Origin of the sequence: Achromobacter sp., assembly GCF_036567245.1 — a bacterium.
Lineage (GTDB): Bacteria > Pseudomonadota > Gammaproteobacteria > Burkholderiales > Burkholderiaceae_B > Achromobacter.
In genome coordinates this window covers 1-11,684 of the sequence record NZ_DATCUY010000301.1, presented here as the reverse complement: position 1 = coordinate 11,684, position 11,684 = coordinate 1, and the positions used below count along the sequence as shown (strand labels likewise).

General features: G+C 67.1%; 13 protein-coding genes and 1 pseudogene. 6 read left to right on the top strand and 8 right to left on the bottom strand.

The window, feature by feature from the left end; translation table 11 throughout:
* A pseudogene (locus VIR09_RS13455) lies at positions 1-499 on the top strand (hypothetical protein); the annotation flags it as partial.
* Here the strand turns inward: VIR09_RS13455 and VIR09_RS13450 are convergent.
* On the bottom strand, positions 426-923 hold the full coding sequence (locus VIR09_RS13450; RefSeq protein WP_332013317.1) for an N-acetyltransferase: 498 nt from the start codon (positions 921-923) through the stop codon (positions 426-428). The pseudogene VIR09_RS13455 and the gene VIR09_RS13450 sit on opposite strands and share 74 nt — an antisense overlap.
* Before the next feature lie 175 nt (positions 924-1,098).
* Between VIR09_RS13450 and VIR09_RS13445 the strand changes: the two genes are divergently transcribed.
* On the top strand, positions 1,099-1,902 hold the full coding sequence (locus VIR09_RS13445; RefSeq protein WP_332013316.1) for an aspartate dehydrogenase: 804 nt from the start codon (positions 1,099-1,101) through the stop codon (positions 1,900-1,902).
* An 18-nt stretch (positions 1,903-1,920) separates the two neighbouring features.
* Here VIR09_RS13445 and VIR09_RS13440 read toward each other — a convergent pair whose 3' ends face one another.
* Positions 1,921-3,789, bottom strand: coding sequence for an ABC transporter ATP-binding protein/permease (locus VIR09_RS13440; RefSeq protein ID WP_332013315.1), 1,869 nt, complete (start codon positions 3,787-3,789; stop codon positions 1,921-1,923).
* Positions 3,790-4,012: 223 nt separating this feature from the next.
* On the opposite strand from VIR09_RS13440, the gene VIR09_RS13435 reads away from it, so the two are divergent.
* Genes VIR09_RS13435 through VIR09_RS13425 form a run of 3 tightly spaced genes read left to right on the top strand, consistent with a single transcriptional unit; the run spans position 4,013 to position 5,175 of the window.
* Entirely contained in the window at positions 4,013-4,393 is a 381-nt protein-coding gene (locus VIR09_RS13435; RefSeq protein ID WP_332013314.1) for an RNA-binding S4 domain-containing protein, read from the top strand.
* Between the two features lie 46 nt (positions 4,394-4,439).
* Positions 4,440-4,802, top strand: a complete 363-nt coding sequence (locus tag VIR09_RS13430) for a translation initiation factor Sui1 (protein ID WP_332013313.1) — start codon at positions 4,440-4,442, stop codon at positions 4,800-4,802.
* 19 nt (positions 4,803-4,821) lie between these two features.
* Positions 4,822-5,175: a DOPA 4,5-dioxygenase family protein gene (locus VIR09_RS13425; protein WP_332013312.1), complete on the top strand. Its 354-nt coding sequence runs from the start codon at positions 4,822-4,824 to the stop codon at positions 5,173-5,175.
* Between the two features lie 4 nt (positions 5,176-5,179).
* Here VIR09_RS13425 and ppk2 read toward each other — a convergent pair whose 3' ends face one another.
* A complete protein-coding gene (gene ppk2 / locus VIR09_RS13420; protein ID WP_332013311.1) occupies positions 5,180-6,415 on the bottom strand; it encodes a polyphosphate kinase 2 in 1,236 nt (411 codons plus the stop codon).
* Between the two features lie 253 nt (positions 6,416-6,668).
* Here ppk2 and VIR09_RS13415 point away from each other — a divergent pair, with 253 nt between their 5' ends.
* The gene (locus tag VIR09_RS13415; RefSeq protein WP_332013310.1) at positions 6,669-7,064 is read left to right on the top strand and encodes a hypothetical protein; all 396 of its coding nucleotides are present in this window, start codon (positions 6,669-6,671) and stop codon (positions 7,062-7,064) included.
* Here the strand turns inward: VIR09_RS13415 and VIR09_RS13410 are convergent.
* The 5 genes from VIR09_RS13410 to VIR09_RS13390 form a co-directional block, all read right to left on the bottom strand.
* Entirely contained in the window at positions 7,039-8,229 is a 1,191-nt protein-coding gene (locus tag VIR09_RS13410) for a trans-sulfuration enzyme family protein (protein WP_332013309.1), read from the bottom strand. The two genes, VIR09_RS13415 and VIR09_RS13410, sit on opposite strands and share 26 nt — an antisense overlap.
* 53 nt (positions 8,230-8,282) lie before the next feature.
* Positions 8,283-8,939: a methionine ABC transporter permease gene (locus tag VIR09_RS13405; RefSeq protein WP_332013308.1), complete on the bottom strand. Its 657-nt coding sequence runs from the start codon at positions 8,937-8,939 to the stop codon at positions 8,283-8,285.
* Positions 8,920-10,026 (bottom strand): methionine ABC transporter ATP-binding protein, encoded by a 1,107-nt coding sequence (locus tag VIR09_RS13400; protein ID WP_332013307.1) that lies wholly within the window; start codon positions 10,024-10,026, stop codon positions 8,920-8,922. The genes VIR09_RS13405 and VIR09_RS13400 overlap by 20 nt, the downstream gene beginning before the upstream one ends.
* 15 nt (positions 10,027-10,041) lie before the next feature.
* Positions 10,042-10,857, bottom strand: a complete 816-nt coding sequence (locus tag VIR09_RS13395) for a MetQ/NlpA family lipoprotein (protein ID WP_332013306.1) — start codon at positions 10,855-10,857, stop codon at positions 10,042-10,044.
* Positions 10,858-11,012: 155 nt separating this feature from the next.
* On the bottom strand, positions 11,013-11,438 hold the full coding sequence (locus tag VIR09_RS13390; protein WP_332013305.1) for a CopD family protein: 426 nt from the start codon (positions 11,436-11,438) through the stop codon (positions 11,013-11,015).
* Between the last annotated feature and the right edge of the window lie 246 nt (positions 11,439-11,684).

Below are 11,684 nucleotides of genomic sequence, written 5' to 3'. Positions count from 1 at the left end.
GCTGGGCGCCGCCTGGACCCGCGCGCTGTCCGCGCGCGACGCCCGCGTGGTGTTCGCCATGATGGACGGCGGCCGCGATGGCGTCACGCGCGTCTGCCGCGAAACCGGCGTGTGGCAGATCGGCAATGTGCTGGATTGGGTGGCCCGCGACCCGCAGGTCTACCTGGCCTCGGCCCTGGCCGATTCGGGACTGTGCGTGCAGCGCGCCGCCGCCGACCATGCCGCGGGCGCGCTGACGGTGGGACGCGCGACCCGCTACGGCCTGGAGGAAGCCGCGTCGCTGCGGCTGGTTCTGGGAGCGAGGGTCGGCGCGGAAGAGCGCCGCGTGCTGGATGAATGGGCGGGACGGCTCGCATCGGGCGTCCTGGACATCGCCGCCTACTATGTCGGCGCGGAATTCACGCTGCCGCCTCCCCCCCTGCCCGCTACGCCGTCGCTTCGAAACCCGGGTGATACGCGACCTGGCCTTGCGCCGGGCGCGTGTACACCTGGGCCATGAAGTACTCCGGCGGCACGCCGGGATAGGTCAAGTCAGGCATCTGCGCAAAACCGAATCGCCCGTAGTACGCCGGATCCCCCATGACCACGCAGCCGGCCGCGCCCAGCGCCTTCAGGCGCTCCAGGCCCTCCCGGATCAAGGCCGCGCCGATGCCCTGGCCTTGCAGACCGGGCAGCACCGCCACCGGCCCCAGGCCGTACCAGTCCGCCGAGCCATCGCTGACCGTCACCGGAGAAAACGCGACGTGGCCTACGATGCGCCCATCCAAGCGCGCCACCAGCGACAGCGTCAATGCGCCGGCCTCGCGCAGCGCGTTGGTGATGTAGCCCTCGGTCTGCTGGCTGTGGGGGTGGTCTTTGAACGCGGCTTGCGTCAGCGTGAAGATCGCGTCGCGGTCGCCCGGCGTTTCCGGAAGGATATGCATGCCTGTGCTCCTGTAGGCTGGGACGCAAAGTGTAGCCGGGCATGGTCGCCATTCCGCATTGACGCCTGCCGGCCCGGTGGCTACAGTGGCCGGCAGCCCGGCGCCTCGTCATCGCATAGTCGCCCAGCCCTTTCCGAACCACCCGCGGCGCGCCGCGGCCCTACTCTGGACCCTTATGAACAGCTACCGCGTCGGCATCGCCGGCTTCGGCGCCATCGGCCAGGCCGTGGCGCAATCCCTGGACGCCGGCCTGCCCGGCCTGACGCTCACCGCCGTGGCGGTGCGCGATCCCAAGGCCCCGCCGGCCTTTGCCTGGACCCAGGCCGCGCCTGCCTACACCACCGTCGACGCGCTGCACGAGCATTGCGACGTGGTGGTGGAATGCGCGCCCGCCGCGGTGTTCCGCGACATCGCCGAACCCGTGCTGCGCGCCGGCAAGAAGATGGTGGTGCTCAGTTCCGGCGCCCTGCTGCGCCATGACGACCTGATCGAACTCGCGCGCCAGCACCACGGCCAGATCCTGGTGCCTTCGGGCGCCATCCTGGGCCTGGACGCCATCACGGCGGCCGCTGAAGGCGTCATCCATTCCGTCACCATGATCACCCGCAAGCCGGTACGCGGCCTGCTGGGCGCGCCCTACCTGACCGACAACAATATCGACATCGCGGACATCACCGAACCGCGCCTGATCTTCCGCGGCTCGCCGCGCGAAGCGGCGGTGGGCTTTCCTGCCAACCTGAACGTGGCGGTCAGCGTGTCGCTGGCCGGCATCGGTCCGGACAGGACCACCCTCGAAATCTGGGCCGACCCCTCGCTGGAACGCAATCTGCACCGCGTCGAAGTCGTGTCCGACTCGGCCTCGTTCTCGATGGAAATCCAGAACATTCCGTCGGCCAATCCCAAGACCGGCCGCATCACCGCGCAAAGCGTGATCGCCGCGCTGCGCAAGCTGACCGGCCCGCTGCGCGTGGGCACCTGAACGCTGCCGGGCGGCCGGCTAGGCCGCCGCCCGCTGCAGCCCATCGGAACGTCCATCCACAGGCTGGCGACGCTGCGCGGGGCCAGCCGCCACGGCCATCGGCCCGAACCGCCAGCTCCCCGTCCCATCCAGGTCCAGCCTGTCCGTATGGAAAGCATCGAGCGTGCTGCGATGCCCCACGCTGACCAGCATGCAGGATGGCAGCTCCCCGCGCAGCAGGCTGTACAACGCATGCTCCAGCCCTTCATCCGTGGCGGACGTGGCTTCGTCCAGGAAGACGATGGCGGGCCGGTTGTACAGCACGCGCGCGAACGCCACGCGCTGCTGTTCGCCGATGGAAAGGATGCGCGACCAATCGGCCACCTCGTCCAGCCGGCCGGCCAGATGCCCCAGGTTGACCTGGCGCAGCGCTTCGGCCAGGCGCGCATCGTCCTCGGGCTGCGCCAGCCCCGGATATGCGACCGCGCCGCGCAGGTCGCCCAAGGGCAGATACGGCCGTTGCGACAGGAACAAGGCAGAGGCGCCCTGCGGCCGCCGCACCAAACCCTGCGCGTACGGCCAGAGACCGGCCAGCGCACGCAGCAAGGTGGTCTTGCCGCTGCCCGACGGTCCCTTGATCAGCAGCGCCTGGCCCGGCCGCAAGCTCAGGTTCAGGTCGCGCAGCAGGACCGTGCCATCGGGCCGCGCCACCTGCACGTCTTCGATATCCAGGCCGTCGGGCAAGGGTTCGGTCTGCACCGCAGGCAGCGCGCGCGCGGCCTCGTTGGCGTCCAGAAAACCGTTCAGTCGGTCCAGGGTGGCGCGGTACTGCGCAAAGGTGTCGTAAGAGGTACGGAAGAAGGAAAGGGAATCCTGCACCTGCCCGAAGGCCTGCGAAGTCTGGATGACATCGCCCAGCTTGATCGCGCCGCTGAAGAAACGCGGCGCCTGCAGGATGAAGGGGAACACCACCGCGACCTGGCTCACCGACAGATTGAAGCCGTCGAACTTCAGCCCCCGGTACACGCGCGCCCACAGGTTGGCGATGTAGGACGAGAAACGCGTCCACAAGGTGGCGCGCTCCACGTTCTCGCCTTGATAGAACGCCACGTTCTCGGCGTTCTCGCGCAGGCGGACCAGCGCGTAGCGGAAGTTCGCCGTCAGCCGCTCGGACAGGAAATTCAGCTGGATCAGCGGACGCCCGATCTTGAACGCGAACAACGTCGCCACGATCACATACAGGTACACCATGAACACCATGGCGCGCGGGATCTCCACGCCGGCCACGGTCAGGGCGCCGGACAGGCCCCAGAGGATGGAAGTGAACGCCACCAGCGAGACGACCGCGCTCAGCGCGCCGATCGCCAGCGTGCGCGAGCCCGTCACGAACATGGCGATGTCCTGCTCGATGCGCTGGTCGGGATTGTCGACGGGGGAATCGACGAAATGTCCCCGGTAATAGGCGCCCGCGCCCAGCCAGTCGCGGGTCAGGCGATCGTTGAGCCACACGCGCCAGCGGATATCGAAGGCCTGCCCGGCATAGCTGTCGACCAGCGTGCGCACCACGTGCACACAGGCCAGCACCGAGAATATGCCCAGGAAGCGCCAGAATGCGCCCTGGTCCAGCGCCTGCAGCGCGCTGTAGAAGCCGTTGTACCAGAACGAAAACAGCACCGTCATGCGCACGGCGAACATCGCCAGGAACAACAGCAGCGCCAGCATCAGCAAGGGACGCCAGCTGCGCCGGGGATCCAGATACGGCCACGCCAGACGCCAGAATTTACGCCCCCAGTCCGTGTAGCGCGCGAGCAAGCCCACCGCCAGCACCAGCACGACGGCTGAAATGCCGAACGCACGCGCCAGCCATAGCCCGCTTTCCGCCAGTTGCTGCTGCCAGTTCAGGTCCATGAGTCGATTGCCCTCCGATACGCGTTTCTGGTTAGACGAGAGACGCGCATCGAGTTCCGGCGCACCGGCCGTTTTAAGCCTGGCTTAAGCGTTCCGGCAGGGTGAACGCAAGGTCGCTGAAAGCAAGAGGCCGGATCGCGGGAGGAACGGCGCGCCGCAGGCGGAACGTTTCCCCGGCGGCTATCATTGGTGCTTGGGCAGCAATGCCGCGGGAACAAAGAAAATGGACAAGATCCGGCTGGACAAATGGCTATGGGCCGCGCGCTTCTACAAGACGCGCAGCCTGGCCGTGCAGGAAATCGGCAAGGGCCGGGTATTGGTGAACGACCAGCCCGCCAAGCCCGCGCGCGAGGTCGCCCCCGGCGACCTGGTCACGGTGCGCAAGGAAGACCCGGCGCTGCATGTGCGGGTGATGGGCGTCAGCGGGGTGCGCGGCCCCGCCCCTGTCGCGCGCCAGCTCTACGAGGAAACGCCCGAAAGCGTCGCAGCCCGTGAGCGCGCCGCCGAAATGCGCCGCCTGGCGCCCGAGCCCGCGCTGGGCATAGAGGCCGGCCGCCCGACCAAGCGCGACCGGCGGCTGATAGACCTGATGCGCGGCAAGTAATCCGCCCGCGCCGACGACCATCAACCTTCTTATTCGCAAGCCCATCATGAAAAGCAGTTCTACAGGCGGCCTGGTCTATTCCACCGACGGCGGCCGCATGTGCCCCGAATGCCGCAAACCACAGGCGCAGTGCCTGTGCAAGCAGGCCGCGCAGGCGGTTGCCGCCGGCGACGGCGTGGCGCGCGTATCGCGCGAAACCAAGGGACGCGGCGGCAAGAGCGTCACCGTGGTGAAGGGCCTGGCGCTGGACGGCGCGACGCTGAACGCGCTGGGCAAGCAGTTGCGCAACGCCTGCGGTTCGGGCGGAACCGTGAAGGACGGCGTGATCGAGATCCAGGGCGAACACTGCGAGCGCGTCATGGACACCCTGCAAAAACAAGGCTTCCGCGCCAAGCGCGCTGGCGGCTGACATCGACGGAGTATTCGCAATGACCAATCTGCAAACCAGCGATGTCGCCAGCTGGCACGCCCATGTGTATTTCGACGCCGGCAGCCGCGATGCGGCACACGCCTTGCGCGAACGGATCGCCGCAAGCTTTGCCGGCAAGATGGAACTGGGGCGCTTCCATGAGCGCCCCGTCGGCCCGCATCCCCAGTGGAGCTACCAGATCGCCTTCACGCCCGAGCACTTCGCGGAGATCGCCACCTGGCTGACGCTGCATCACGGGACGCTGGATGTCTTCATGCACCCCAACACCGGTGACTCGATCCGCGACCACCGCGACTGCGCCGTCTGGATCGGCCGCAGCTACACGCTGAACCTGCAGGCGCTGGGCGCCTGAACGGCTACAGCGCGCGCCCCACGATCAGCGAATCCAGGGCCATCATGGGATCGCTGCTCTTGCCTTCGTACGGCATGCGGCTGAGCACGTAGCGCATCGCATTGATCCGCGCGCGCTTCTTGCAGTCGGACTTGACCACCACCCAGGGCGCGTCGGCCGTGTCGGTGTGCGCGAACATGGCTTCCTTGGCGCGAGTGTAGTCGTCCCACTTGTCCAGCGAGGCCAGGTCGACCGGGCTGAGCTTCCACTGCTTGAGCGGATGCACCTTGCGCTGCAGGAAGCGGCGACGCTGCTCTTCCTGGCTGACCGAGAACCAGAACTTCACCAGGTGGATGCCGCTACTGACCAGGTGGCGTTCAAAATCCGGCACCTGGCGCAGGAAGTCCAGGTATTCGTTCTGGGTGCAGAAGCCCATCACGCGTTCAACGCCGGCGCGGTTGTACCAGGAGCGGTCGAACATGACGATCTCGCCCGCGGTGGGCAGGTGCTGCACGTAGCGCTGGAAGTACCACTGGCCTTTTTCCGTGTCGGACGGCTTCTCCAGGGCGACCACGCGCGCGCCGCGCGGGTTCAGGTGTTCCATCATGCGCTTGATGGTGCCGCCCTTGCCGGCGGCGTCACGGCCTTCGAACAGGATCACGACGCGCTGGCCGGTGGCCTTGACCCAGGCCTGCAGCTTCAGCAGTTCGACCTGCAGGCTGTATTTCTGCTTTTCGTAGTTACGGCGCAGCATGCGGTGGCGATAGGGATAGATGCCTTCGCGCCAGTCCGCGGCCAGCTCGTCGTCGGGATTGCGGCGCGTGCGCGGCACCACCGAATTGGCTTCCAGCAGCGCACGATGCACCGCCTGCGCGTCGTCCGGCGACAACTCCTCGATGACCGAGCGCAGCGCCTCGCGCGCCTGGGCCGGCGCGCTGACGTTATAGCGACGGGCGATATCGGCCAGCACGGCCACAGTCTCCTGCCGCGCGGCATCCTGGCGGGCGACGACGCGCTTGCGCACATTGAGAGCCGGCTCGGCGGCGGCTGCCGTGGACACGGAACCGCCCGCCGCGGAATCGACAGCCGCGGGGGCCTTGGCCGCACGCGGCTTGCGGCTGGTGGTCACAGGCGTGACTACGGTTTTGACCACTGCCTTGGCGACCGGCTTGGTGGACGCGCTGGCGGTCCGCCTGGCGGCGCGCTTGCGCGGCGCTTCCGCTACGGCTTGTTCGGTGGCTGGGGTTGTCTTGTCTGTCATCGATCCTGTCCTCGCTACGCTGATCGTCCTGTCCGCGGCTGCCGGGCTTGCGCCTGCGGCCTTCGTCGGGAAAAGCGCAAACGCTACTCCGAGCCTTGCCCCGCGGATTTGACTTCGATCAAACGTTGTAACATTTTTGCAGCGACGAAGGCCGCTACACTGGCCTCCCTTCATCCGCCTCCGCGCCATGTGGTCATTCATCAAACGGTTGCTCGCCGGTCCGACACCGCCCGAGAATCCCCTACGCGAGACCGTGAGCTTCGACGCAACCGGTTTCACGCGCAGCAGCGAGCTGGCGCGCGCCCTGGGGCTGCAGGAGTTCTGGCCCTGGAGCGACATCCATGAATTCGGGTTCCGCTATACGCAGGCCGTCTACCCCGACCCCTGGTCGGGCGACTACATGGAAGGCCTGTGGTTCCTGCGCGTGCCCAGCGACGGCGGCGGGCTGATGGCCATGGAATTCGAGGCCGCGATCCTCGACGTCGAGCGCCTGCCTCCCGCCCTGCTGCAAAACATGCCCGGACTGGAAATGGGCGCGCTGCGCGCGGGGCTGGCTGCCGCCGCGCGCGGACCGCGCAACTTCGAAGAGCAAGGGGAATGGGTGGGGTGGCGCAGCGCGGCCACTACGCCCGGTCCAGGCCCTGCTTGAGATCGGCCAGGATGTCCTCGGGCGTCTCCAGGCCCACTGACAGGCGCAGCAAGCCCTCGGACAGACCGTAGCGCGCGCGGTCCTCCGGCGTGTAGCTGGCATGCGTCATGGACGCGGGATGCTGGATCAGGGTTTCGGGATCGCCCAGGCTGACCGCGATGCGGGCCAGCTTCAGGCTGTTGAGCAGGTTACGCCCGGCGGCCAATCCGCCCTTCAGCTCGAACGCGACCAGGCCGCCGCCGGCCGATTGCTGGCGGCGCGCGATCTCCGCGCCCGCCGTGTCCGCCAGGCCGGGATAGAACACCTCTGCCACCGCCGCATGCTCGCGCAGCAGCCTGGCCACTTTCAAGGCGGATTCGCTGTGGCGCTGCACGCGCAATTCCAGCGTCTTGATGCCGCGCAGCACCAGGAAAGCGGTGAACGGCGACAAGGTGGCGCCAGTGAAGTAGCGCAACCCCTGCAGCCGGATCGCATCGATGTGTTGCTTGCGTCCCAGCACCGCGCCGGCCAGCAAGTCGCCATGGCCGCCCAGGTACTTGGTAGCCGAATGCAGCACGATGTCGGCGCCATGCTCCAGCGGACGCTGCAGCACCGGCGTGGCAAAGGTGTTGTCGACGATGGTCAGCAGGCCCTTGCCGCGGGCGATGGCGGACACCGCCGCAATATCCACCAGGCGCAGGTTCGGATTGGCCGGTGTTTCGAAATAGACGGCGCGCGTCTTGGGGCCGATGGCCGCGGCCACGGTCTCGGGGCGGGTGAAGTCGGCGAACACCGCGCGCACGCCAAAACGCGTCAGGCCTTGCGTGAACAGCGTAAAGGCAGTGCCGTACACGATCTGGTCCACCACGATCTCGTCGCCGCTTTGCAGGAGCGAGAACAAGGTGGCCGAAATCGCCGCCATGCCGGAAGCGGTCACAACGCCCGCTTCGGCGCCCTCCAGCGACGCCAGCCGCTCTTCCAGCAGCGCCTGCGTCGGATTGCGGGTGCGGCCGTAGACGTAGCCCTGCTTTTCACCCAGGCGGATCTGGTCGAAGGATTCGATGCTGTCCTGGGTGTAGGTGGAGGTCAGATAGAGGGGCGGCGCCAGCGCGCCCTGCTCGTCCAGCGGGTCGTAGCCCAGGTGGATGGCGCGCGTGGCGAAACCGTGTTGCGTAGACTCGGACATGTCAGTGTTCCTGTTTTTCGGATAAGGCCGGAGCATCGGGCTGCGGCACAGAGTCAGCGTTTGTGGTCGGCGCGGCGCGACAACCATTCGCCGGTGAACTGCACAATGGAAACCAGCGCGATCAGGATCACGATCACCTCGAACATGACGCGGGTCTCGTAGCGTTCGTAGCCGTAGCGGATCGCCAGGTCGCCCAGGCCGCCGGCGCCGACCGCGCCCGCCATGGCGGAGGCGTTGATCATGGCGATGACGCTGACCGTCATGCCGCCGATGATGCCCGGCAAGGCTTCCGGCAACAGCACGTGGCGCACGATGTGCCAGCGGCGGCAGCCCATGGCCCTGGCCGCTTCCACCAGGCCGTGGTCCACGTCGTTCAGGCTGACCTGGGCGATGCGCGCGAAGAATGGCACCAGATTGGCCGACAGCGGCACGATGGCGGCCCAGGTGCCCAGCGTGGTGCCCACCAGAAAGCGCGTGAACGGCAGCATCGCCACCAGCAGAATGATGAAGGGGATGGCGCGGAAGGTATTCACCGTCACCGACAGGACCTTGTTGAACCGCGGCCTGGGATACAGGTTGCCGGGCGCGGTGACGGTCAGCACCACGGCCAGCGCCAGGCCCAGAACGATGGCGATGACGGCGGATATACCCACCATGGCCAGGGTCTGCAGAAAGGCCTGCAGGTACTTATCAAGCATCGGCAGCGACATAACCCAGCACCTTGATCTGATCGGCCACCAGCGCGGCGCGCGTGGCCTCTTCCTGTAATGCGCCCGCGGGCACGGATACCAGCAGGCTGCCTTGGGCGTGACCGCGCAGGCGGTCCAGGCCGCCATGCAGCAGCGTCGCGCCGGGGCCTAGCGCCGCCAGCGCCTGCAAGGACACGCCATTTGGGCGCCCTTGCCCCGTGAAGCGCAACCGCAGCACCGCAACGCCCGCCCGGCCTTGCAGATCGGGCACGAGCCTGGCCGCCAGGTCCCCCGGCAGGTCGTGCTGCAAGGGCCGCAGCAAGGCCCGCGTGGCATCGGCCTGGGGGTTGCCGAACACGCGCCAGACCTCGCCTTCCTCGACCTTGCGGCCGCCGTCCAGCACCAGCACCTTGTGGCAGACCTCGCGGATCACCGCCATGTCATGCGTGATCAACACCACGGTCAATCCCAGCTTGCGATTGATGTCCAGCAGCAAGGCCAGGATCGACTGCGTGGTCTCGGGGTCCAGCGCCGAGGTGGCTTCGTCGCACAGCAGGATCTCCGGCTCGTGCACCAACGCGCGGGCGATGCCGACGCGCTGCTTCTGGCCGCCGGACAGCTTTGCCGGATAGGCATCAGCCTTGTCGCGCAGCCCCACCAGTTCCAGCAGTTCCTCCACCCGGGCCCGCGCGGCGGCGGGCTTCACGCCTGCCACGCGCAAGGGCAAGGCCACGTTCTCGGCCACCGTCTTGGCCGACAGCAGATTGAAGTGCTGGAAGATCATGCCGATGCGGCGGCGCAGGCCCACCAGCGCATTCTCGTGCAAGCCGCCCACATCCACGCCGTCCACCAGCACGCGGCCGGCGCTGGGCCGCTCGAGCATGTTGATGGAACGCAGCAGCGTGGACTTGCCCGCGCCGCTGCGTCCGATGATGCCGAATACCTCGCCGCGAGCGATGGAGAACGACACGTCGGAGAGCGCGGCTACCGGCCCCTGCGCGCCCTCATAGCGCTTTTGCAAGCCCTCGAACACGATGTGCGCGCCGACGGCCTGCGTTCGCGGCGCGGCGTCGGCCAGCGCGTTCATGGAAAATTCGTGTTGCATCATTGCCCGATTCCAGCCTCAGAAAACCGGAATGACCGAACCTTCGTACTTGCTCAGGATGAACTGGCGCACCTCCTCGGAGTGATAGGCCTTGACCAGTTCAGCCACCCAGGGCGCGTTCTTGTCCTGTTCGCGCACCGCAATGATGTTCACGTAGGGATTGTTTTCCTTCTTTTCCACGGCGATGCCATCACGTGTGGCGATCAGCCCGGCCTGATAGGCAAAGCTGTTGACGATGGCCGCGGTGTCCACGTCCGGCAGCGAGCGCGCCAGCACCACGGAGGCGCTTTCCACGAAGTTGAGCTTCCTGGGGTTGGACGTCACGTCCGCCAGCGTCGCCGTGCCGGTGGCCGGATCGAATCCGTCCTTCAGCGTGATCAAGCCCTGGTCGCGCAGGATGACCAGCGCGCGCGTCTGGTTGCTGGGGTCGTTGGGAATGCCGACGCGGGCGCCCTCGGGCAATTCCTTCAGCGACTTGTATTTTTTGGAGTAGAACGCGATGGGCGAGATCAGCGTGTTGGCCACGGACACGAGCTTGTAGCCGCGCTGCTTGATCTGGTCGTTCAGGAAAGGAATGTGCTGGAAGGCGTTGGCGTTCAGGTCGCCGTTGTTGAGCGCCTCGTTGGGACTGGCGGTGCCGGTGATGATCACGGGCTCCACGGCCAGGCCGTTCTTCTTTGCGACCTGGGCCACCACCTCCCAGATCTGCTCGTCTACGCCGCCGCGCACGCCCACCTTCAGGGGCTTGGGATCGGCCGAGAACGCCGGGCCATGGAACATTGCCGCCGAAGCCAGCACCGCGCCCAGCAGGCGCTTGAAGAAACGGGAAGTCATATTGGAATCGCCTCTCAGGCTATGCGGTTATGAGAGAAACGATTCTAGGGAGGGGGACGGACCGCGCGAACGAATAGTTCGTTGAGTCCTTATTACAGGGGCTTTTGGTTATGGCGGCCAGGCATATGGTCCCGGCAAATTTCCGGCCGCGCGAATCAGAAGGGTTTGACGACCACCAGCGTCACGATGACCGCGGAAGCGATGACGGTGAACGGCGCATACAGGTCCACCAGCGGCGGACGCTTGGCGCTGCCGTCGGCCATGCGGCGCAACGCCGCGCTCTGGATGCCGAGCAGCGCCGACAGCGCCAGCGCGAAGGCCACCTTGACCCAGATCCAGGTCATGGCAAACCAGCCGAAGGTCATGGCCAGATGCAGGCCGACCAGCCAGGTCAGCACCATGGCCGGCGTGGTCACGTACAACGTCCAGCGGCGCAAGGCGCCCAGCATCTTGCGTTCTTTCGGCGCTTCTTCACTGTCCTGCGGTTGCGAGGACAGCAGGAAGAGCGACACGAACAGCGATCCGCCCAGCCAGGCGACCACGGCCGCGACGTGGAGCATTTTCAGGAGTTGATAGGTCATGATGCCCGGCATTATCGCCGGATGCGGACCGCGCCGCATATCGGCGCGCCGCAACTGTTTGCGCTACGGCAACCCGGCGCGGCGAAGCAGCCCTACTTGGCCGCGTCGGAACTGGCCGGAGCGGGGGGTTCGGGCGCTTTGGACGCAGGGGCCGCAGATGCGGGCGCCGCAGGCGCAGGCGCTGCGGCTGGGGAAGCCGTCGACGCAGGCTCAGCGTTCGCTGGCGTGGCGGACGCGGGCCCGCTG